This window comes from Streptomyces sp. NPDC052396, assembly GCF_044593195.1.
Lineage (GTDB): Bacteria > Actinomycetota > Actinomycetes > Streptomycetales > Streptomycetaceae > Streptomyces.
Genome location: NZ_JBIUAW010000002.1, coordinates 564,832 through 585,404 on the forward strand (window position 1 = coordinate 564,832; position 20,573 = coordinate 585,404).

General features: G+C 72.1%; 25 protein-coding genes. 18 read left to right on the top strand and 7 right to left on the bottom strand.

Translation table 11 applies throughout. The annotated features are described in order from the left end of the window. Window positions 1–10 precede the first annotated feature (10 nt). The 3 genes from leuD to ACIHFE_RS07640 all read left to right on the top strand — a co-directional run bounded on the left by leuD (window position 11) and on the right by ACIHFE_RS07640 (window position 1,791). Window positions 11–604 carry a 3-isopropylmalate dehydratase small subunit gene (gene leuD / locus ACIHFE_RS07630; RefSeq protein WP_400104887.1) on the top strand — a complete coding sequence of 198 codons (594 nt, stop codon included), beginning with the start codon at window positions 11–13 and terminating at the stop codon, window positions 602–604. 169 nt (window positions 605–773) lie between these two features. Then, complete coding sequence (locus ACIHFE_RS07635; RefSeq protein WP_400104888.1) at window positions 774–1,019, top strand: hypothetical protein; 246 nt, start codon at window positions 774–776, stop codon at window positions 1,017–1,019. A gap of 121 nt (window positions 1,020–1,140) precedes the next feature. Continuing rightward, the gene (locus ACIHFE_RS07640; RefSeq protein WP_400104889.1) at window positions 1,141–1,791 is read left to right on the top strand and encodes an HU family DNA-binding protein; all 651 of its coding nucleotides are present in this window, start codon (window positions 1,141–1,143) and stop codon (window positions 1,789–1,791) included. A gap of 190 nt (window positions 1,792–1,981) precedes the next feature. Here ACIHFE_RS07640 and ACIHFE_RS07645 read toward each other — a convergent pair whose 3' ends face one another. Together ACIHFE_RS07645 and cofC are read right to left on the bottom strand one after the other, a co-directional pair. Beyond that, window positions 1,982–2,215, bottom strand: coding sequence for a hypothetical protein (locus ACIHFE_RS07645; protein ID WP_400104890.1), 234 nt, complete (start codon window positions 2,213–2,215; stop codon window positions 1,982–1,984). 9 nt (window positions 2,216–2,224) lie between these two features. Continuing rightward, on the bottom strand, window positions 2,225–2,851 hold the full coding sequence (gene cofC, locus ACIHFE_RS07650; RefSeq protein WP_400104891.1) for a 2-phospho-L-lactate guanylyltransferase: 627 nt from the start codon (window positions 2,849–2,851) through the stop codon (window positions 2,225–2,227). 174 nt (window positions 2,852–3,025) lie between these two features. Between cofC and ACIHFE_RS07655 the strand changes: the two genes are divergently transcribed. From ACIHFE_RS07655 to ACIHFE_RS07665, 3 genes are read left to right on the top strand one after another with little or no spacing between them, the layout of a single operon-like run. Next, window positions 3,026–3,787 (top strand): lysophospholipid acyltransferase family protein, encoded by a 762-nt coding sequence (locus ACIHFE_RS07655; protein ID WP_400104892.1) that lies wholly within the window; start codon window positions 3,026–3,028, stop codon window positions 3,785–3,787. Continuing rightward, window positions 3,784–4,785 carry an NAD(P)H-dependent glycerol-3-phosphate dehydrogenase gene (locus ACIHFE_RS07660; RefSeq protein ID WP_400104893.1) on the top strand — a complete coding sequence of 334 codons (1,002 nt, stop codon included), beginning with the start codon at window positions 3,784–3,786 and terminating at the stop codon, window positions 4,783–4,785. The genes ACIHFE_RS07655 and ACIHFE_RS07660 overlap by 4 nt, the downstream gene beginning before the upstream one ends. A 34-nt stretch (window positions 4,786–4,819) precedes the next feature. Continuing rightward, window positions 4,820–5,968 carry a D-alanine--D-alanine ligase family protein gene (locus ACIHFE_RS07665; protein WP_400104894.1) on the top strand — a complete coding sequence of 383 codons (1,149 nt, stop codon included), beginning with the start codon at window positions 4,820–4,822 and terminating at the stop codon, window positions 5,966–5,968. A 14-nt stretch (window positions 5,969–5,982) separates the two neighbouring features. Here the strand turns inward: ACIHFE_RS07665 and ACIHFE_RS07670 are convergent, their stop codons facing one another. Further along, window positions 5,983–6,471: a DUF3515 domain-containing protein gene (locus ACIHFE_RS07670; RefSeq protein ID WP_400104895.1), complete on the bottom strand. Its 489-nt coding sequence runs from the start codon at window positions 6,469–6,471 to the stop codon at window positions 5,983–5,985. A gap of 20 nt (window positions 6,472–6,491) precedes the next feature. Then, window positions 6,492–6,725, bottom strand: coding sequence for an Lrp/AsnC ligand binding domain-containing protein (locus ACIHFE_RS07675; protein WP_400104896.1), 234 nt, complete (start codon window positions 6,723–6,725; stop codon window positions 6,492–6,494). A gap of 134 nt (window positions 6,726–6,859) precedes the next feature. Here ACIHFE_RS07675 and ACIHFE_RS07680 point away from each other — a divergent pair, with 134 nt between their 5' ends. Together ACIHFE_RS07680 and thiD are read left to right on the top strand one after the other, a co-directional pair. After that, window positions 6,860–7,831 carry a thiamine-phosphate kinase gene (locus ACIHFE_RS07680; protein WP_400104897.1) on the top strand — a complete coding sequence of 324 codons (972 nt, stop codon included), beginning with the start codon at window positions 6,860–6,862 and terminating at the stop codon, window positions 7,829–7,831. A gap of 11 nt (window positions 7,832–7,842) precedes the next feature. After that, the gene (gene thiD / locus ACIHFE_RS07685) at window positions 7,843–8,640 is read left to right on the top strand and encodes a bifunctional hydroxymethylpyrimidine kinase/phosphomethylpyrimidine kinase (protein WP_400104898.1); all 798 of its coding nucleotides are present in this window, start codon (window positions 7,843–7,845) and stop codon (window positions 8,638–8,640) included. Window positions 8,641–8,748: 108 nt separating this feature from the next. Here thiD and rpmB read toward each other — a convergent pair whose 3' ends face one another. Further along, window positions 8,749–8,934 carry a 50S ribosomal protein L28 gene (rpmB, locus tag ACIHFE_RS07690; protein ID WP_400104899.1) on the bottom strand — a complete coding sequence of 62 codons (186 nt, stop codon included), beginning with the start codon at window positions 8,932–8,934 and terminating at the stop codon, window positions 8,749–8,751. A gap of 273 nt (window positions 8,935–9,207) precedes the next feature. On the opposite strand from rpmB, the gene ACIHFE_RS07695 reads away from it, so the two are divergent. From ACIHFE_RS07695 to mutM, 9 genes are all read left to right on the top strand, one after another. Continuing rightward, window positions 9,208–10,857: a DAK2 domain-containing protein gene (locus ACIHFE_RS07695; protein WP_400104900.1), complete on the top strand. Its 1,650-nt coding sequence runs from the start codon at window positions 9,208–9,210 to the stop codon at window positions 10,855–10,857. Between the two features lie 92 nt (window positions 10,858–10,949). Beyond that, on the top strand, window positions 10,950–13,085 hold the full coding sequence (gene recG, locus ACIHFE_RS07700; protein WP_400105032.1) for an ATP-dependent DNA helicase RecG: 2,136 nt from the start codon (window positions 10,950–10,952) through the stop codon (window positions 13,083–13,085). Between the two features lie 99 nt (window positions 13,086–13,184). Continuing rightward, a complete protein-coding gene (gene rsmD, locus ACIHFE_RS07705) occupies window positions 13,185–13,787 on the top strand; it encodes a 16S rRNA (guanine(966)-N(2))-methyltransferase RsmD (protein ID WP_400104901.1) in 603 nt (200 codons plus the stop codon). Further along, entirely contained in the window at window positions 13,784–14,299 is a 516-nt protein-coding gene (gene coaD / locus ACIHFE_RS07710) for a pantetheine-phosphate adenylyltransferase (RefSeq protein WP_400104902.1), read from the top strand. The genes rsmD and coaD overlap by 4 nt, the downstream gene beginning before the upstream one ends. A gap of 96 nt (window positions 14,300–14,395) precedes the next feature. Further along, the gene (locus ACIHFE_RS07715; RefSeq protein ID WP_400105033.1) at window positions 14,396–15,475 is read left to right on the top strand and encodes a cell division initiation protein; all 1,080 of its coding nucleotides are present in this window, start codon (window positions 14,396–14,398) and stop codon (window positions 15,473–15,475) included. A 177-nt stretch (window positions 15,476–15,652) separates the two neighbouring features. Next, a complete protein-coding gene (locus tag ACIHFE_RS07720; protein WP_400104903.1) occupies window positions 15,653–16,249 on the top strand; it encodes a YceD family protein in 597 nt (198 codons plus the stop codon). Between the two features lie 2 nt (window positions 16,250–16,251). Continuing rightward, complete coding sequence (gene rpmF / locus ACIHFE_RS07725) at window positions 16,252–16,425, top strand: 50S ribosomal protein L32 (RefSeq protein ID WP_003951102.1); 174 nt, start codon at window positions 16,252–16,254, stop codon at window positions 16,423–16,425. A gap of 19 nt (window positions 16,426–16,444) precedes the next feature. Beyond that, complete coding sequence (rnc, locus tag ACIHFE_RS07730; RefSeq protein ID WP_400104904.1) at window positions 16,445–17,260, top strand: ribonuclease III; 816 nt, start codon at window positions 16,445–16,447, stop codon at window positions 17,258–17,260. 99 nt (window positions 17,261–17,359) lie between these two features. After that, the gene (gene mutM, locus ACIHFE_RS07735; RefSeq protein WP_400104905.1) at window positions 17,360–18,214 is read left to right on the top strand and encodes a bifunctional DNA-formamidopyrimidine glycosylase/DNA-(apurinic or apyrimidinic site) lyase; all 855 of its coding nucleotides are present in this window, start codon (window positions 17,360–17,362) and stop codon (window positions 18,212–18,214) included. Here the strand turns inward: mutM and ACIHFE_RS07740 are convergent. Further along, window positions 18,211–18,597 (bottom strand): winged helix-turn-helix transcriptional regulator, encoded by a 387-nt coding sequence (locus ACIHFE_RS07740; RefSeq protein ID WP_400104906.1) that lies wholly within the window; start codon window positions 18,595–18,597, stop codon window positions 18,211–18,213. The two genes, mutM and ACIHFE_RS07740, sit on opposite strands and share 4 nt — an antisense overlap. Window positions 18,598–18,701: 104 nt before the next feature. On the opposite strand from ACIHFE_RS07740, the gene ACIHFE_RS07745 reads away from it, so the two are divergent. Further along, window positions 18,702–19,283 carry a flavodoxin family protein gene (locus ACIHFE_RS07745; RefSeq protein WP_400104907.1) on the top strand — a complete coding sequence of 194 codons (582 nt, stop codon included), beginning with the start codon at window positions 18,702–18,704 and terminating at the stop codon, window positions 19,281–19,283. A gap of 103 nt (window positions 19,284–19,386) precedes the next feature. On the opposite strand, the gene ACIHFE_RS07750 is transcribed toward ACIHFE_RS07745, so the two are convergent. Beyond that, a complete protein-coding gene (locus ACIHFE_RS07750) occupies window positions 19,387–20,541 on the bottom strand; it encodes a CAP domain-containing protein (RefSeq protein WP_400104908.1) in 1,155 nt (384 codons plus the stop codon). Window positions 20,542–20,573: the final 32 nt, after the last annotated feature.

A 20,573-nucleotide genomic window follows, 5' to 3' on the forward strand; every position in this document is an offset into this window, starting at 1 on the left:
GACCGAGGACATGGAAACTTTCACCACCCACACCGGCCGGGCCGTACCGCTGCGCCGCAGCAATGTGGACACCGACCAGATCATCCCGGCGCACTGGCTGAAAAAGGTGACCCGGGACGGCTTCGAGGACGGACTCTTCGAGGCCTGGCGCAAGGACGAGCAGTTCGTGCTCAACCGGCCGGAACGCGCGGGCGCCACGGTACTGGTGGCCGGTCCCGACTTCGGCACCGGCTCGTCCCGGGAGCATGCCGTCTGGGCGCTGCAGAACTACGGCTTCAAGGCGGTGATCTCCTCCCGTTTCGCCGATATCTTCCGCGGCAACTCGCTGAAGAACGGCCTGCTGACGGTGGTCCTGCCGCAGGAGACCGTGGAGCGGCTGTGGACGCTCACCGAGGCCGACCCCACCGTGGAGATCACCGTGGACCTGCTCGCCCGCCAGGTGCGCGCCGGCAGCATCTCGGCTGGTTTCGACCTTGACGAGAACGCCCGATGGCGGCTCCTGGAAGGACTGGACGACATCGACCTGACCCTCAGGAGGGAGGCCGACATCGCCGCCCACGAGGTGCGGCGGCCGTCCTTCAAACCCTCCACCGCCCAGGACTGAAGCGGGTTTTCACCCCCGTTCGGCCCAGTCCGGCTTGCTGGATCCGACCCCTGATTTTCGCTGCTCGCCCAGGGTTTGGCATGATGCGCCCCCTGTCTTCGGACAGGGGGCGCAGCGCTTGTTGAGGCCCTGTGAGGCGACAACTCGCCTCAGATGGCACAATCGGTGCATGGAACGCGACAGCCAACTCGAGCTCTACCGGCTCGTCGCGGACCGGCTCAAGGAAGCGCACTCCCGAGTGCGCGCACTGCAAGTCCCGGAGGGCGTACGGATGGCGCTGTCCCGGAAGCTGTTGGTCATCACGGCCGCGGCGAAGCACGATCTCTCAGGCGCGGCAAGGCGTCTGGACCGGCTGATGAACGACCTCGACGAGGGCCGTTTCCCTTCCGAGCGCGACACCGACGGAACTCCGTGATGGGTCGGATTCGTTGCGGCACAAGGGTGATTAGACCGTTTCGTGTTTGATTTGCGGTATATATCTGCCTAACGTGCGAAAACGCTGGAACAATTCCAGCAAAGTCTCCGAAGGGGAAGACGTGAACAAGGCGCAGCTCGTTGAAGCGATTGCCGACAAGGTCGGTGGCCGGCAGCAGGCCTCCGACGCCGTCGACGCCGTACTCGACGCGATTGTCCGGGCCGTTGTGGCCGGCGACCGCGTATCGGTCACCGGTTTCGGCTCGTTCGAGAAGGTCGACCGCCCGGCCCGCTACGCCCGCAACCCGCAGACCGGTGAGCGCGTGCGGGTCAAGAAGACCTCGGTGCCCCGCTTCCGCGCGGGCCAGGGCTTCAAGGACCTGGTCGCCGGCACCAAGAAGCTCCCCAAGGGCGACGAGGTGGCCGTCAAGAAGGCGCCCAAGGGCAGCCTTTCCGGCGCCAAGCCGACCGTGAAGAAGGCCGCCGCCAAGAAGGCCACCGCCAAGAAGGCCGCTGCCAAGAAGGCCGCTCCGGCGAAGAAGGTCACCGCGAAGAAGGTCACCGCGAAGAAGACCACCGCCAAGAAGGCCGCGCCGGCGAAGAAGGCCGCCGCCACGAAGGCCACCGCGAAGAAGGCCGCCCCGGCGAAGAAGGCCGCTGCCGTCAAGAAGGCCGCCGTCAAGAAGACGGCGGCGGCGAAGAAGACGGCGCCGGCCAAGAAGACCACCGCGCGCAAGACGACCGCCAAGAAGACGGCGGCCCGCAAGAAGTAAGCGGCTGCGCGGCGGCGTACACACGCCGGGCCGGGCTCCCCTCGGGGAGCCCGGCCCGCGGTGTTTGTACCCGGTGTTCCCGCCCGCCGCCCCGGTGTTCCCAGCCGGCGCCGTGGTGCCGGGGCGCCCGCAAAGGCCGTTGGACGGCCCGTGACGGACCTCAGCCGCCCTCAGCGGGCTCTGGCGGGCCCTAGAAGGTCTGCAGCGTCACCAGCGTCACCCGGCGCCCGGACGGGCCGTCCGCGGCCGCCTCAGGCGTTCCGGGGGCTTCGGCGCACTCGATGCGCACCCGCTGCCCGGGGCGGAGCAGGAGCAGGCCGCCCGCGTCGAAGGCCGCCGCGTCGAAGGACAGCGGGCTGCCGTCGTCCAGCAGCACGCTGCCGGTGCGGGTTTCGGGGTCGAAGGTGTACGCGGTGGCCTGCATGGCAGCAGCTTAGGCGAGGGTGGCGGTGACGGCCGCGGTGCGCGGGCCCACCCCCAGGCCCAGGGCGGTGCGCAAATCCGCCTCGGTGTCCACATCCTGGCGCACCGATTCGACTCCGGCCAGCTCGATTTCCCGGGCGCCGGAAGCCCGGTGACGCTGCCGGGAGTGGCCCTCGAAGGCCGGTTCCAAAGTGTTTCCGGGGCCCGCCGCCAGCAAGGTCGTCCCGATTCCGGCGGCATCGGCGAGAAATGCACGCGGGAATTCGGCGGCACAATCGAGCACCCGGCCGAGTTCTGCCGGGCGCAGCGCCGGCAGATCGGCGTTGAGCGTGGCGACGGCGGAATGCGGCCGCCGTGCGCGAACGGCGCGCGCCCCGTGCGCCAGCGCCGCGTTGAGCCCGCCGCCGGGCGGCTCGGCCACCGTCCAGGCGCCGATCGCGGCCAGTTCCGCGGCCGCCCGCTCGTCGCCCGTGACCACCGCCACATCCCGTACCGCGCCACAGGCCAGCGCCGCCGCCACGGTGTCCAGGGCGAAGGCCAGGGCCAGGGCGGACCGCGGCGCGGGGCCCGCGGTGTGTGCGAGGCGGCTCTTGGCCAGGGCCAGCGGTTTCAGCGGCACCACCAAGCTCCAGGCCACATCCGCCCCCTCTCCTCGTGTCGGCCCCATTGTCCCCTGCCGCCGCAGCCGCCAGGGGAGCACGGGGTTACGGTGTTCTCGACAGACCGGGTACCTGGGGCGACACTTGTCCGGCCCCCCGGGTGAGCCGCAGACCCGCGGAAGCTCCCAGGTCCCAAAGAGAAGGGTGTCCGAGTGTCCCGCCACAGAATCGGCTTCTGGTACCGCTTTGCCGCGGTGTTGGCAAAACCGCCGCTCGTGGTTCTCTTCAAGCGGGACTGGCGGGGAATGGAGCACATTCCGGCCGACGGCGGATTCATTACCGCGGTCAACCACAACTCCTATCTGGACCCGCTCTCCTACGCCCACTACCAGTACAACACCGGCCGGGTGCCCCGCTTCCTGGCCAAGGCCGGCCTGTTCAAGGGCAGCTTTGTGGGCACCATGCTGCGCGGCACCGGACAGATCCCCGTCTACCGCGAGACCACCGACGCCGCCAATGCCTTCCGGGCCGCCGTGGACGCCATCAACAAGGGTGAGTGCGTGGCCTTCTACCCGGAGGGCACCCTGACCCGCGACCCGGAGATGTGGCCCATGGAGGGCAAGACGGGCGCCGCCCGGGTCGCCCTGCTGACCCGGGCACCGGTGATCCCCGTCGCCCAGTGGGGCGCCAACGAGGCCATGCCGCCGTACGCCAAGGAGAAGAAGCTGCGGCTCTTCCCGCGCAAAACCCTGAAGGTACTGGCCGGTCCGCCGGTGGACCTGAGCGCGTACTACGGCAAGGAACCCACCGCCGAGGTGCTGCGCGAGGCCACCGAGCAGATCATGGCGGCGATCACCGCGCTGCTCGCCGAACTCCGCGGCGAGCCCGTGCCCGCGGAACCGTACAACCACCGCAAGGCCGTCGCCGCCGCCCGCAAGAAGGCCGGCGGGAAGGCCGAGGAGGACACCAAGTGACGCGCTGCGCCGTCTTCGGCACCGGTTCCTGGGGCACGGCCTTCGCGATGATCCTCGCGGACGCCGGCTGTCAGGTGACCATGTGGGGCCGCCGCGCCGAGGTGGTCGAGGCCGTCAACACCGGCCGGAGCAACCCCGACTACCTGCCGGGCGTCGAACTGCCCCCGGCCGTACGGGCCACCACCGATCCCGGCGAGGCGGCCGCCGGCGCCGACTTCACCGTGCTCGCCGTCCCCTCGCAGACCCTGCGGCAGAACCTCACCGACTGGGTGCCGCTGCTGGCCCCGGACACCGTGCTGGTCTCGCTGATGAAGGGCATCGAACTCGGCACCGCCAAGCGGATGAGCGAGGTCATCGAGGAGGTCGCCAAGGTCACACCGGACCGGGTGGCGGTGCTCACCGGCCCCAACCTGGCCAAGGAGATCGCGGCCCGGCAGCCGGCCGCCGCGGTGGTGGCCAGTACCGATGAGTCGGTGGCCACCAGGCTCCAGGCGGCCTGCCACACCGCGTACTTCCGCCCGTACACCAACACCGATGTGGTGGGCTGCGAACTCGGCGGCGCGGTCAAGAACGTGATCGCGCTGGCGGTGGGCATCGCCGACGGCATGGGGCTGGGCGACAACGCCAAGGCCTCGCTGATCACCCGGGGACTGGCCGAGACCACCCGGCTGGGACTGGCCATGGGCGCCGACGCGCACACCTTCGCGGGACTGGCGGGCATGGGCGACCTGGTCGCCACTTGCTCCTCGCCGCTGTCCCGCAACCACACCTTCGGCGCCAACCTCGGCCGCGGCATGAGCCTTCAGGAGACCATCGCGGTCACCCGGCAGACCGCCGAGGGCGTCAAGTCCTGTGAATCCGTGCTGGATCTGGGCAGAAGGCACCATGTCGACATGCCGATCACCGAGACCGTGGTGGGCATCGTGCACGAGGGCAAGCCGCCGATGGTGGCGCTCAAGGAGCTGATGTCGCGCAGCGCCAAGCCCGAGCGGCACTGAAACACCCTCCGGCGCAAGGTACTCTCAACGCGATATGAGCAGCGAGACCTTCCCCCAGAGCCCCGAGCGGAAGCCGCGCGTCGCGGTGGTCTTCGGCGGCCGCAGTTCCGAGCACGCGATCTCCGTGGTCACCGCGGGTGCCGTGCTGAGCGCCATTGACCGGTCCAAGTACGACGTGCTGCCGATCGGCATTACCAGCGACGGGCGTTGGGCGCTGACCGCCGACGCGCCCGAGCGGATGGCCATCGCCGACCGGGCGTTGCCCAGCGTCGAGCAGCTCGCCGAGTCGCCCGAGGGTGAAGTGCTGCTGCCCGTCGCCCCGTCCAGCCGCGAGGTCGTCTACTCCGAACCCGGCGCCGTGCCCAAGGCGCTGGGCGAGGTGGACGTCGTCTTCCCGATGCTGCACGGCCCCTACGGCGAGGACGGCACCGTGCAGGGCATGCTGGAACTGGCCGGCATCCCCTACGTCGGTGCCGGGGTGCTCGCCTCGGCGGTCGGCCAGGACAAGGAGTACATGAAGCGGATCTTCATCTCCTACGGGCTGCCGGTCGGCCCGTACGAGGTGATCCGCCCGCGCGAGTGGCAAAACGATCCGTCGGCTGCCCGCCGCAAGATCGTGGACTTCGCCGGCGAGCACGGCTGGCCGCTGTTCATCAAGCCCGCCCGCGCCGGCTCGTCCATCGGCATCACCAAGGTCGACGACCTCTCCGGCCTGGACGAGGCCATCGCCGAGGCCCAGCGCCATGACCCCAAGATCATCGTCGAGGCACTGGTGCGCGGCCGTGAAATCGAGTGCGGGGTGCTGGAGTTCGAGGACGGGCCGCGGGCCAGCGTGCCGGCCGAGATCCCGTCGGTGGCCGCCCACGACTTCTACGACTTCGAGGCCAAGTACATCGACTCCGCCCCCGGCATCGTGCCCGCCCCGCTGAGAGAGGAGGAGACCCGCCGGGTACAGGAGTTGGCGGTGCACGCCTTCGAGGCCACCTCCTGCGAGGGCCTGGTGCGCGCCGACTTCTTCCTTACCGGGGAAGGCGAGTTCGTGATCAACGAGATCAACACCATGCCCGGTTTCACCCCGATCTCCATGTACCCGCGCATGTGGCAGGAGAGCGGCGTGAGTTACCCCGAGCTGGTGGACCGGCTGATCCAGGCGGCGCTGCGCCGCTCCACCGGGCTGCGCTGAGCCCGGCCGGTATCTCAGCCGGTACTGTCGGCGGGAACCGTCTTGTTGACGGCGGCGGCGAGGTCGATCAGGGCACTCATGTCGCCGCCGGCACCGGTGATCTTCTTCGGCAGGGTGACCTCGATGTACACCGGCCGCAGGGACGTGGTGCAGCGCACCGAGCCGTCGGAGAGCTTCTCGGGGGCCCAGTCCACGCCCTCGATCTCCGCGGACTGGGTGGTCACCTTGTCGAACATGGCCGGCCGCGGCACCCCGCAGCGCAGGGTGATCACCGGTCCGTCGCCCCAGGCCGCGGTGAAGTCCGAGGCCGGGTCGGTGGGCCGCCGCTTGAGGCCGCCCACGGTGCCGGGCAGCGCCCGGTGCAGGTCCCGGCAGAGCGCGGCCTGGTGGCCGGTGGGGGACGGGACCGCCGGGCTCGCCCCGTCCTTCGACGAGCACCCGGCGGCCGCGGACAGCAGGGCGGCGGCGAACAGGCCGAGAGGCCGGCGGAGCGAAGACTTCACCGGCCGAGCATACGGGGGAGCTAGATGTGGACCACCGGGCAGGTCAGTGTCCGGGTGATGCCCTCGACCTGCTGGACCCTGGCCACCACCATGCGGCCCAGCTCGTCCACGGTGTCGGCCTGGGCCCGCACGATGACGTCATAGGGACCGGTGACATCCTCGGCCTGCAGGACGCCCGCGATCTTCGAGATGACTTCTGCCACGGTCGACGCCTTGCCGACCTCGGTCTGGATCAGGATGTACGCCTGTACCACGGAACCTCCAGGGCGGCTACGAGGATCATGTGGGGAGAAGAGACGCCACCGTACCGCGCCACCCCATGGCACGGGGAGACCCGCGCTGCCTGTGGCGCGGCAGAGCGCAAACCGAGACTCCGAGGAGGAGCGCAGTGAAAGGCACCGTCGGCGAGCTGGGGGAGTTCGGCCTCATCAAGGAGCTGACCTCCCGGCTCACCACCACCCCGGCGGTCCGGCTGGGGCCGGGGGACGACGCGGCGGTTGTCGCGGCGCCCGACCGAAGGGTCGTGGCCAGCACTGATGTGCTCCTGGAGGGGCGGCACTTCCGCCGCGACTGGTCCACCGCCTATGACGTCGGCCGCAAGGCCGCCGCGCAGAACCTGGCGGACATCGCCGCCATGGGGGCAGTGCCCACCGCCGTGCTGCTGGCCCTGGTGGTGCCCGCCGAACTGCCCGCCACCTGGCCGGTGGAACTGATGGACGGCATCCGCGACGAATGCCAGGTCGCCGGCGCCGCGGTGGTCGGCGGGGACGTGGTGCGCGGGGACACCATCACCGTCTCCATCACGGCCCTGGGCGACCTGCGCAACCATGAGCCGGTCACCCGGGCCGGGGCCCAGCCCGGCGATGTGGTGGCGGTAACCGGCTGGCTGGGCTGGTCCGCGGCGGGCCTGGCGGTGCTCTCCCGGGGCTTCCGCTCGCCACGCGCCTTTGTCGAGGCCCACCGGCGCCCCGAGCCGCCGTACCACGCCGGACCGGCCGCCGCCTCGCTGGGCGCCACCGCCATGACCGACGTCAGCGACGGGCTCATCGCCGACCTGGGCCATATCGCCGAGGCCAGCAAGGTCCGTATCGACCTGCGCACCGCGGCCATAGATGTGCCGACCCAGATGTCGGACATCGGCCAGGCGGTCGGCGTCGACCCCATGCAGTGGGTGCTCACCGGCGGCGAGGACCACGCCATCGTGGCCACCTTCCCCGCCGATGTGAAGCTCCCCGCGCGCTGGAAGGTGATCGGCGAGGTGGTCAACCCCTCCGCGCTGCCCCAGGTGACGGTGGACGGGGCGCCCTGGGACCGCGCGGGCGGCTGGGACCACTTCGGGGACCAGGAGCCCGAGGAGTAGGGTCGGCGGCCGTGCGTACTCCCCCCACCGTGCTGACCGTCGCCGGATCCGACTCCGGCGGCGGCGCCGGCATCCAGGCCGACCTGAAGACCATGCTGGCGCTGGGGGTGCACGGCATGAGCGTGCTCACCGCCGTCACCGCCCAGAACTCGCTGGGCGTCCAGGACACTTGGCCGCTGCCCGCCGAGGCGGTACGGGCCCAGTTCCGCAGCGTGGTGGACGACATCGGGGTCCGGGCCGTCAAGACCGGCATGCTGGCCTCCACCGAGCTGGTCCGCACCGTGGCCGCCCTGCTGGCGGAGACGGAAGCGCCCGCGGTGGTCGACCCGGTGGGCATCTCCAAACACGGAAACGCCCTGCTGGCCGCCTCGGCCCGGGCGGCCGTGTGCGGCGAGCTGCTGCCCCGGGCGACGGTGGCCACCCCCAATCTGGACGAGGTCGCCTGGCTGACCGGGGTGCGGGTGCGCACCGAGGAGGAGCTGCCCGCGGCCGCCGAGGCGGTGCTGGCCTGCGGACCGCGCTGGGTGCTGGTCAAGGGCGGTCATCTGGCCGGGGACCAGGACGCGGTCGATCTGCTGACCGACGGCACCGAACGCCACTGGCTGCGCGCCCCGCGGCTGGCCAACCGGCACACCCATGGCACCGGCTGCACCCTGGCCAGCGCCATCGCCGCCGGGCTGGCCCTGGGGCACACGGTCCCGGAGGCGGTCACGGCGGCCAAGGAGTACGTCACCGGCGCCATCGCCGGGGGATTCGCGCTCGGCGAGGGCATCGGGCCGGTGGATCACGGGTGGCGCTGGCGTACCTGATTCCCGCGCCGGGCCGCCCTCTGGTTACGAGGGTCCTGCATGGGAACGCAACAAAGCCGGTTCACCCTGAGGTGAACCGGCTTTCGCAACCGGAGGCTGCGCTACGCGTTAGCGCGAGACCTTGCCGGCCTTGATGCACGAGGTGCAGACGTTGAGCCGCTTCGGCGTCGCACCGACCATCGCGCGCACCCGCTGAATGTTGGGGTTCCAACGGCGGGAGGTACGGCGGTGCGAGTGCGAAATGCTGTTGCCGAAGCCCGGCCCCTTGCCGCAGACGTCGCAGTTGGCAGCCACGGGTTACTCCAAAGACGGGTCACCCCCGCTCACGCGGAGACGACAGGCACGTACGGTGAATCCCTGCCTACCGAGATCTCAGTGAGGTAACCGGCATTGTCAGGGGGATTGTCCTGACTTTCGTCAGGCAACCGGAGCAGCATACAACGACCGCTCCAGGACAACGAAATTACCATGACCGGCCCCGATCCCGCCCGCCCGCCCCCCGGCGGACCCCGGCACGGCTACTGTGCCCCCATCGCCCCCGGCCCCGACCGTCCTAGGAGGACCCACGTGCCGCACCCCCTGGACGCCGTCGCGGTACGCACCTGGTGCGCCCTGGCGCTGCGGGCGCTGGGCCGGGCCCGGGAGGAGATCGACGCGATCAACGTCTACCCGGTGGCGGACGGGGACACCGGGACCAATCTCTGTCTGACCGTGGAGTCCGCCGCCCGCGCCGTGGACGCCGTCTTCGAGGGCCGGGCCACCGGCGGGCCCGCTGGCCGTCCCGACCTGGCGGAGGCGGTACGCGCCATGGCGCACGGCGCCCTGATAGGCGCGCGCGGCAACTCCGGCACCATCCTGGCCCAGCTGCTGCGCGGCATGGCGCAGGTGCTGGGCACGGCCGGCGCCCGGGCCCCGGGCGGGCCGGCGGGCGGCGCCCTGCTGGGGCGGGCCCTGGAGCGGGCGGTGGAGTCGGCCTATGAGGGCGTGGCCCGGCCGGTGGAGGGCACCATCCTGACCGTCGCGACGGCGGCCGCGGAGGCGGCCAGAGCCCCCGGGGACATCGAGGCGGTGGCGCACGCGGCCTGCCGCGGCGCGCGCGCCGCCCTGGAGGCCACCCCCGGCCAGCTCGAGGTGCTCAGCCGGGCCGGCGTGGTGGACGCCGGCGGCAAGGGCCTGGTGGAGGTGCTGGGCGCGCTCTGTGCCGCCCTGTCCGGAACCACCGGAGCGGCGCCCGGCGCGGAGCCGGCCGCGCCCCGCTGGCGGGCCGAGCTCTGCCCCGCCGATCTGAGGGGCGGACCCGGCGACGGCCCCGCCTTCGAGGTGATCTACCTGCTGGAGGCCCAGGACGCGGCGGTCGCCCAACTGCGGGCCCGGCTGGACGCGCTGGGCGAGTCGCTGGTGGTGGTCGGCGGGGACGGGCTGTGGAACGTCCATGTGCATGTGGACGACGCCGGGGCCGCCGTGGAGGCGGGCGTGGAGGCCGGACGCCCGCACCGCATCCGCATCACCCACTTCGGGGCTGCCACCGAGGAGCACACCCGGGTGCGCGAGCGGGTGCAGCGGGCCGTGGTGGCGGCGGTGCCCGGCGAGGGGCTGGCCCGGCTGTGCGCCGAGGCGGGCGCCACCGTGGTGGCCGTACGCCCCGGGGAGCCGCCGGCCGCCGGTGAACTGGCCGAGGCCATCCGCCGGGCGCACGCCCATGAGGTGGTGCTGCTGCCCAACGACCCGGAACTGCGGCACACCGCGGCCGCCGCCGCCGAGCAGGCCCGCGCCGAGGGCGTCCGGGTCGCCCTGATCCCCACCCGCTCCCCGGTCCAGGGCATCGCCGCGCTCGCCGTCCATGAGCCCGGCCGGCGCTTCGACGAGGACGTGGTGGCCATGACCGCCGCGGCCGGCGCCACCCGCTACGCGGAACTGGCCGTCGCCGAGCGGCAGTCCTGGACCATGGCGGGCGTCTGCCAGGCCGGCGATGTGCTCGGCCTGATCGACGGCGATGTGGCGGTCATCGGCCGGGAGCTGGCGGCCACCGCCGGGACCGTGCTGGACCGGATGCTGGCGGCGGGCGGCGAGATGGTCACCCTGGTGCTGGGCCAGGGCGTCCCCGACGCCGTGGCCCAGCGCCTGGAGCGCCATGTGCGCGGCGGCCACCTGGCCGTGGACACCGTGGTCTACCGGGGCGGCCAGCAGTCGCCGCTGCTGATCCTCGGCATCGAATAGCCCCGGCTGTCGGTGGCCTGGTGTGCAATGGTGACGTGCCCGCGCTCGAAGAACCACTGAAGAAGATCCTCGGCGGCAACACCGCGAAGGTGATGGCCGAGCACCTCGGCCTGCACACCGCCGGCGACCTGCTGCACCACTACCCGCGCCGCTACGCCGAGCGCGGGGAGCTCACCCGCCTCGCCGACCTGCCGCTGGACGAGCACGTCACGGTGGTCGCCCAGGTGGCCAAGGCAGCCATGAAGACCTTCAACCAGGGCCGCGGCGTGCGCCTGGAGGTGGTGGTCACCGATGGCAGCGGCGCGCTGACCCTGGTCTTCTTCGGGCGCGGGGCCTATGCGCGGGAGAAGGAGCTCATCCCCGGGCGGCGCGGGATGTTCGCCGGGAAGGTGTCCGTCTTCAACCGGACCCGCCAGCTGCTGCACCCCGACTACGAGCTGCTGGACGGCGACAGCACGGCGGCCGCCGCCGAGGAGTTCGCCGGCCGGCTGCTGCCCATCTACCCGGCCTGCAAGCAGTTCCAGTCCTGGAAGCTGGCCAAGGCCGCCGGCACCCTGCTGGATCTCTTCGAGGCCGACGGCTGGCAGGGCCTGGTGGACCCGCTGCCGCCCGCGCTGCGCGAGGGACGCGGCCTGGCCGAACTGGCGGACGCCTTCCGCCAGGTGCACCGGCCGCGCGCCAAGGCCGATATCGAGCAGGCCCGGGCCCGGCTGAAGTGGGACGAGGCCTTCGTCCTCCAGGTCGCCCTGGCCCGCCGCCGCCACGCGGACGGCCAGCTGCCCGCGGTGGCCCGCAAGCCGGTGGCCGGCGGCCTGCTGGACGCCTTCGACGCCCGGCTGCCGTTCACCCTGACCGAGGGACAGCGCAAGGTCTCCGCCGAGATCTTCGACGACCTGGCCACCGAGCACCCCATGCACCGGCTGCTGCAGGGCGAGGTGGGCTCGGGCAAGACCATGGTCGCGCTGCGCGCCATGCTGGGCGTGGTGGACGCCGGCGGCCAGGCGGCCATGCTGGCGCCCACCGAGGTCCTCGCCCAGCAGCACCACCGCTCCATCACCGAGATGATGGGCGACCTGGCCGAGGGCGGCATGCTGGGCGGGTCCGACCTGGGCACCAAGGTGGTGCTGCTCACCGGCTCCATGGGCGCCGCCGCCCGGCGCCAGGCGCTGCTCGACCTGGTCACCGGCGAGGCAGGCATCGTGGTCGGCACCCACGCGCTGATCGAGGACAAGGTGCAGTTCCACGATCTGGGCCTGGTGGTGGTGGACGAGCAGCACCGGTTCGGCGTGGAACAGCGGGACGCGCTGCGCTCCAAGGGGAAGCAGCCCCCGCACCTGCTGGTGATGACCGCCACCCCGATCCCGCGCACCGTCGCCATGACCGTCTTCGGCGACCTGGAGACCTCGGTGCTGGACCAGTTGCCGGCCGGGCGGTCCCCGATCGCCACCCATGTGGTGCCCGCCAGGGACAAGCCGCACTTCCTGGCCCGGGCCTGGGAGCGAGTGCGCGAGGAGGTGGCCGCCGGGCACCAGGCGTATGTGGTCTGCCCGCGCATCGGCGACGAGGAGGACCAGCCGAAGAAGGCCGCCGGGGACGACCCGGATCCGGAGAAGCGGCCGCCGCTGGCGGTGCTGGACATCGCCGGGCAGCTGGGCGGCGGGCCGCTGGCCGGGCTGCGGGTGGCGGTGCTGCACGGCAGGATGCAGCCGGAGCCCAAGGACGAGGTGATGCGCCGCTTCGCGGCCGGCGAACTGGACGTCCTGGTCGCCACCACCGTGATCGAGGTCGGTGTGAACGTGCCCAACTCCACCGCGATGGTGATCATGGACGCGGACCGGTTCGGCGTCTCCCAGCTGCACCAGCTGCGCGGCCGGGTCGGCCGTGGCTCGGCCCCGGGCCTGTGCCTGCTGGTCAGCGAGGCACCGGAGGGCAGCCCGGCCCGGGCCCGGCTGGCCGCCGTGGCCGGGACGCTGGACGGCTTCGAGCTGTCCCGGATCGATCTGGAGCAGCGCCGCGAGGGCGATGTGCTCGGCCAGGCGCAGTCCGGGGTGCGCTCCTCGCTGCGGATGCTGGCGGTCATCGACGACGAGGAGGTCATCGGGGCCGCCCGGGAGGAGGCGAGCGCGGTGGTCGCGGCCGATCCCGAGCTGACCGGGCTGCCGGAGCTGAGGACCGCCCTGGACGCGCTGCTGGACAAGGAGCGGGAGAGCTTCCTGGACAAGGGCTGAGCCACCGGGCGGGGGCAGCACCCCGGGACAGAACCTAGGCTTTAGACGCTGAGCCCACCGCCAGCTGACCGCATGCCACCGGAAAGACCCGAGGACCCCATGACCCGCGTGATCGCCGGCACCGCCGGCGGACGACGGCTCGCCGTGCCGCCCGGCACCGGCACCCGCCCCACCTCCGACCGGGCGCGCGAGGGCCTGTTCTCGACCTGGACCTCGCTGCTGGGCAGCCTGCACGGCACCCGGGTGCTGGACCTCTACGGCGGCTCGGGCGCCGTCGGCCTGGAGGCGCTCTCCCGTGGCGCCGCGCACACCCTGCTGGTGGAGGCCGACGCCCGCGCGGTGCGGGTCATCCGGGACAACGTCCGCGCCGTGGGCCTGCCCGGCGCCGAGGTGCGCGCGGGCAAGGCCGAGCAGCTCGCGGCCGCCCCGGCGCCGCCCGGCGGCCCGTACGACATCGTCTTCCTGGACCCGCCCTACGCGGTGACCGACCAGGAACTGCGGGAGATCCTCCTCACACTCGCGGCGAACCGCTGGCTGGCGGCGGAAGCGTTGATCACTGTGGAGCGCGGCACCCGGGGCGGGGAGTTCCAGTGGCCGCAGGGCTTCGACGCACTGAGGGCCCGTCGCTATGGCGAGGGGACGCTTTGGTACGGTCGCGCCGCCTCGGCGTGCCCGGCCCACCCGGCCCCCGACACGCCATGAATGGACCGGAGAGCGAGGAACCACCGTTGTTGCGCCGCGCCGTCTGTCCGGGGTCATTCGACCCCGTCACCAATGGACACCTCGACATCATCGCCCGGGCGTCGAAGCTCTACGACGTCGTGCATGTGGCGGTGATGATCAACAAGTCGAAGCAGGGCCTGTTCACCGTCGAGGAACGGATAGAACTGCTGCGGCAGGTCACCGCCGAGTACGGCAATGTGGTGGTGGAGTCCCACCACGGCCTGCTGGTCGACTTCTGCAAGGACCGTGACATCCCCGCCATCGTCAAGGGCCTGCGCGCCGTCAGCGACTTCGACTACGAGCTGCAGATGGCGCAGATGAACAACGGCCTGTCCGGGGTGGAGACGCTGTTCATCCCGACCAACCCCACCTACAGCTTCCTGTCGTCCAGCCTGGTCAAGGAGGTCGCCGCCTGGGGCGGCGATGTCTCCCACCTGCTGCCGCCGGTGGTGCTGGCGGCGCTCACCGGTCGGATCGCCGGCGACCAGTAGTTCTGACGGAACGTCAGTGGCTGCCGGGCGGGGGCCACGGGCCGTACAGTCGTGGCGTTCCTGCCCATCGCTCAGTGGAGAGTGGCGATCGTCAAGGTGGACGTGCAGAAGAAGCTCGACGAGATCGTCACGACCGTCGCCGGTGCCCGCTCCATGCCCATGTCGGCCTCCTGTGTGATCAACCGGGCCGAACTGCTGGCCCTGCTGGAGGAAGTGCGCCAGGCGCTGCCCGGCTCGCTGGCCCAGGCCCAGGAGCTCATCGGCGGCCGGGAGCAGCTGGTGGCCGAGGCCCGCGAGGAGGCCGAGCGGATCATCGAGTCGGCCCGCGCCCAGCGCGGTTCGCTGATCTCCGACACCGAGGTCGCCCGGCAGTCCCAGGGCGAGGCCGACCGCATCCTGGCCGAGGCCCGCCGGGAGGCGGAGGAGATCCGCGCCCAGGCCGACGACTATGTGGACAGCAAGCTGGCCAACTTCGAGGTGGTCCTCACCAAGACCATCGGCGCGGTCGGCCGCGGCCGGGAGAAGCTGCTCGGCCTGGCCGAGGAGGGCTACGGCGAGGAGGCCGACCCCGATCTGCCCGCCCGCAGCACCGACCCGGCCGCCCAGCGCCACAACGCCGACGCCTATGTGGACGCCAAGCTCGCCGCGGTCTCGGCGGTGCTCACCGGCACCCTGGAGGCCGTCGGCCGGGGCCGGGAGAAGCTGAGCGGCGCCCGCCCCATCGACGAGCTGGCCGCCCACCTGGCCGCCCAGGACGAGTTCCAGGCCGGGCACGGCACCGGTGACTTCCTGGCCGAGCTGGCGGCGTCCCAGCAGGCTCAGCCCGCCCCGCAGGCGCAGCAGCCACAGCAGCCCGCCTATGACGCCTACCAGGGCTACCAGCAGCCCCAGGAGCCGTCCTACGACTACCAGTCGCACCAGCAGCCGCAGTACGCCCAGCAGACCGACCCCTACGGGGTCCCCGGCGGCTACCAGCAGCCCGACCCCTACAGCTGGCCGGTGCCCAGCCCGCCGGAGCCCTACCCGTCGGACGGCGGCTACGGCACGTCCCCCCAGGTGCCCCAGCAGCAGGTTCCCCAGCAGCACCAGGGCGGTGCGGCACTGGACGAGACCAGCTTCTTCGACACCAGCATGATCGACCTCAACCAGCTGCGCAGCTATGAGCAGGGGCGCTGACCGCACGCGGATTGGGCTCACGGCGGACCGTCCAGTATCCTGGCTCTTCGGTCGCGCATAGTCTGCGATCCGGGCTGCCCTGAGCACGTCGACAGACGATTGCCGCGAGGGTGGCCGTCACCGCAGCGTAGAAAGCAGGAAGCCCTGAACGCCCGCCTCGATCACCGTTCCCCTCTTGTGTTCGACACACACGAGCTGGGGCGGCGTCCCGGTGCGCTCAAGCGGCTGTCCCGCTCCCTCCCGGCCCCGGCCGACCTCGGCATCGAGGTCATCGGAGTGGCCGAGGGCGCGCCGGTGGAGCTGGACCTCCGCCTGGAGTCGGTCATGGAAGGGGTGCTTGTCACAGGCACCGCCCGTGCACCGCTGACGGGGGAGTGCGTAAGGTGTCTGGAGCCGCTGGAGCGAGAGCTCGAAGCGGACTTCCAGGAGATGTACTCCTACCCCGACGCCGATGACCGGGGCCGCCCTGTGGCGGAGCCCGGCGACGACGCCGAGGACGAGGAGGACATGCTCTTCCTCGAGGGCGACCTGTTCGACCTCGAACCCGTGCTGCGTGACGCGGTGGTGCTCGCACTGCCGCTGCAGCCGGTGTGCCAGGACGACTGCCCCGGCCTGTGCCCCGAATGCGGGGCGCGGCTGGCGGACGACCCGGACCACCACCACGAGACCGTCGACATCCGTTGGGCGGCACTGCAGGAACTCGCCGGATCCGGCCAGGACGGCGAGATGGACAACGCACCCCGTGCCAACGGGGATGACTCACAGGAGAAGTAGCCGTGGCTGTTCCGAAGCGGAAGATGTCGCGCAGCAACACGCGCCACCGCCGGTCGCAGTGGAAGGCTGCGGTCCCCACCCTGGTGGCGTGCGAGCGCTGCCACGAGCCGAAGCAGCAGCACATCGCGTGCCCGAGCTGCGGCACCTACAACAAGCGCCAGGTCCTCGAGGTCTGATCGGCGGGTGACAGGCTCTATGTCGGACGCCACCACGCCGTCCCGCTCCCGCGGGACGGGATCGGTGCCGCAGGCGGACACGGCCTCGTCTCTCGCGCTTCTGGAAGGGCGGCTCGGGTACGAACTCGAGACCGCCCTTCTGGTGCGTGCGCTGACCCACCGTTCCTTTGCGTACGAGAACGGCGGTCTGCCCACCAACGAGCGGCTGGAGTTCCTCGGGGACTCGGTGCTCGGCCTGGTGGTCACGGACACGCTCTACCGCATCCACCCCGACCTGCCCGAAGGCCAGCTGGCCAAGCTGCGGGCCGCGGTGGTCAACTCCCGGGCGCTGGCCGAGGTCGGCCGTGGTCTGGACCTCGGTTCCTTCATCCGGCTGGGCCGGGGTGAAGAGGGCACCGGGGGCCGGGACAAGGCGTCCATCCTCGCGGACACCCTGGAAGCGGTGATCGGCGCGGTCTATCTGGACCGTGGTCTGGACGCCGCCGGTGAACTGGTGCACAGGCTCTTCGATCCGCTGATCGAGAAGTCCTCCAACCTGGGGGCCGGCCTGGACTGGAAGACCAGCCTCCAGGAACTGACCGCCACCGAGGGACTGGGCGTTCCCGAGTATCTCGTCACGGAGACCGGGCCCGACCACGAGAAGACCTTCACGGCTGCCGCCCGCGTCGGTGGTGTCGAGTACGGCACCGGCACCGGCCGCAGCAAGAAGGAAGCGGAGCAGCAGGCGGCCGAGTCCGCCTGGCGTGCCATCAACGAGGCGGCACAGGCCCGTGCCAAGGCGGAAGCCGGCCCGGCCGGTGACGCCGAGGGCCAGGCCAGCCCCGCTTCACGCTGAAACACCGTCCGGCCCGCGAGCGTTCCGCGCTCGCGGGCCGGACGCGTTCCACCCGCACGTCTTCAGCCTTCAGGCCACCCGACCGTCTTCAGGAGTGCCGTGCCCGAGTTGCCCGAGGTCGAGGTCGTCCGCCGCGGTCTTGAGCGGTGGGCCTGCGGGCGCACCGTCGCCGCGGTCGAGGTGCGCCACCCGCGCGCGGTGCGCAGGCACGCCGCCGGCGCGGCCGACTTCGCCGCACAGCTCACCGGGCACCCGCTGGGCGCCGCCATGCGGCGTGGCAAATACCTCTGGCTGCCGCTGGGCGACCAGCCGCGGGCGGTCCTGGCCCACCTCGGGATGAGCGGCCAGCTGCTGGTCCAGCCGGAGGGCGCCCCGGACGAGAAGCACCTGCGGATCCGCATCCGCTTCGCCGACGCCGCCGGCACCGAGCTGCGCTTCGTCGACCAGCGGACCTTCGGCGGCCTCTCGCTGCACGACACCGGCCCCGAGGGGCTCCCGGATGTGATCGCGCATATCGCCCGCGACCCGCTGGACGCCGCCTTCGACGACGCCGCCTTCCATGCCGCGCTGCGCCGGCGCCGCACCACCGTCAAGCGCGCCCTGCTGGACCAGTCGCTGATCAGCGGGGTGGGCAACATCTACGCGGACGAGGCGCTGTGGCGCACCCGGCTGCACTATGAGCGGCCCACCGCCACCCTGACCCGGCCGCGCACCGAGGAACTGCTGCTGCACATCCGCGAGGTGATGAACGAGGCCCTGGCGGCGGGCGGCACCAGCTTCGACAGCCTCTATGTCAATGTGAACGGCGAATCCGGCTATTTCGACCGGTCGTTGGACGCCTATGGCCGGGAGGACGAGCCCTGCCGCCGCTGCGGCACGGCGATCCGCCGCCGGCCGTGGATGAACCGCTCCAGCTACTTCTGCCCCAACTGCCAGCGCCCGCCGCGCGGTTAGCCTTTCGCCCCGTCGTACTCCCGCCGGGCCTCGGCGATTTCCGGCATCCGCTCCTCCACCAGCTCGATCAGGCTCATCAGCCGGTCGGCGACGGTCCGCCCGAGCGGGGTGAGGCGGTAGTCCACCCGCGGCGGATTGGTCTGCTGTGCCTCGCGATGCACCAGGCCGTCGCGCTCCAGGGCGTGCAGGGTCTGGGAGAGCATCTTCTCGCTGACGCCGTCCACCCGCCGCCGCAGCTCGTTGAAGCGCAGGGTGTCCTCCCGCAGGGCGCCCAGCGTCAGGCTGCCCCAGCGCCCGGTGACATGGCCCAGGGCCTCGCGGGACGGACAGTTCCGGGCGAAGACGTCATAGGCCAGCGCCTCGTTGCAGCCATCGGTCGTCATGGGACCACCATACTCCGGTAAAGCGCTGCGCAATGGGTTGCGCTATCTAAAAGTTAGTGCTTTCCTTTCCTTAGTCGAACCCGTCACGCCGAGGAGCACCGCTGATGACCACCCCCGTCGTTTCCATCGCCTACCACTCCGGCTTCGGCCACACCGCCGTCCTGGCCGAGGCCGTCCGCGAGGGCGCCGCCCGCGCCGGGGCCACCGTCCACCTGGTCAAGGTCGACGAGATCACCGAGGAGCAGTGGGAGCTGCTGGACGCCTCCGACGCGATCGTCTTCGGCTCGCCCACCTACATGGGCACCGCCTCCGGTGCCTTCCACGCCTTCGCCGAGGCGTCCAGCAAGCGCTGGTTCACCCGGGCCTGGGCGGACAAGCTGGCCGCCGGCTTCACCAACTCCGCCTCCAAGAGCGGCGACAAGCTGCACACCCTGCAGTTCTTCAGCGTGCTCGCCGCCCAGCACGGCATGCACTGGGTGAGCCTGAACCTGATGCCCGGCTGGAACGCCTCCACGGCCTCCGAGAACGACCTCAACCGCCTCGGCTTCTTCCTCGGCGCCGCCGCGCAGAGCAACAACGACCAGGGTCCGGAGGGCGTGCACAAGGCCGACATCGCCACCGCCGAGCACCTGGGCGCCCGCGTCGCGGAGCAGGCGAAGATCTTCGTCGCCGGCCGCGCCGTCTGACGGGAACTGGGCACGGGCCGTTGGCCGCGGGATGGATTCCGCGGCCAACGGCCCTTTGTCATAAGGCCGTTCGGCTGCCTCTCGACGGCTGCCCGGCGGTCGCTCAGTAACCGAAGTCCTGGGTCCACCAGGGGCCGCCGGGCCCCTGGCGCACCCCGACCCCCAGGGTCCGGTACTCGCCGTTGAGGATGTTCTGCCGGTGGCCGGAGCTGCGCATCCAGGCGTCCATCACGGTGTGCGCGTCCGGGTGGCCACGGGCGATGTTCTCGCCGCCCAGATTGCGGATGCCATGCCGGGCGGCCCGGTCCCAGGGGGACTTGCCGTCCGGGTCGGTGTGGTCGAAGAACCCCCGCCGGGCCATGTCATTGCTGAAGGACTGGGCCAGCGAGGACAGCCGGTGGTCGGCGCGCAGCGGCCGGCAACCCGCCTTGGCCCGCTCGGCGTTGACCAGGGCGAGCACCTCGCGGGCGACCGTGACATGCACCTCGGCGAGCGCCTCGTCGCCGGGCCGGGGCCGCACCCGGGCGGACGGTCCGCCGACGGACGGCATCCTGGTGGTACGGCCCGGCCGGGCACCCGGCGCCGGGGGCCGGGGTGCCCGCGCGGGCTGCCGGGGCGCGGCCGCCCGCGCGGGCGTACTGGCCTGTGCCGGGGTGCGGGCCTGCGCAGGCGCGGCGGCCTGCGGGGGAGCGGCGGCCCGGCGCGGCGCGGAGACCTGCTGGACCGCCGGGGCGGCGGGCTGGGCCTGAACCGCGGGGGACGGGGCGGCGGGTGCGCCGTCGGCGGCCCGGCCCGAGAGGCTCTCCGGCCGTTGCACCGGGGCCGTGGGGCCCGAGTAGCGCGGGCTGGGCGCCGGTCCGGGCCGGGCGTCGGCGGCCGGCGCGGTGTCCGGCGGCGCCGGCGGGGCGTCCAGCGGGGCATCGGCCCGGACCTGGCCGCTGCCGCCCGCGCCATGCCCGCCCGCGCCGTCGCCACCGGCCATCAGTGGATTGCCGGGCAGCAGGCCGGAGACCATGGCGACCGCGCCCATGGCCACCGCGGCCGAGGCGCCGAACAGCCCGGTGCGCACCGGCGCCCGGGTCTTGGCCGGCTTCGGGGGCTTCACCGGCTTCGCCGCCGCGCCCGCCTTCCGCCGGGCGGGCCGGTGTGGGCTGCGGTGCCGGCCGGCGCCGGGATCGGCGGCGGTGGCGACGGGGATGGGGACGGTGGGGGCTTCGGCCAGGTCCAGGGGCTGAACCGGCCGGCTCGTCAGGGACACGGACTCGGAGGTCGCAGGGGCAGAGCGTCGAT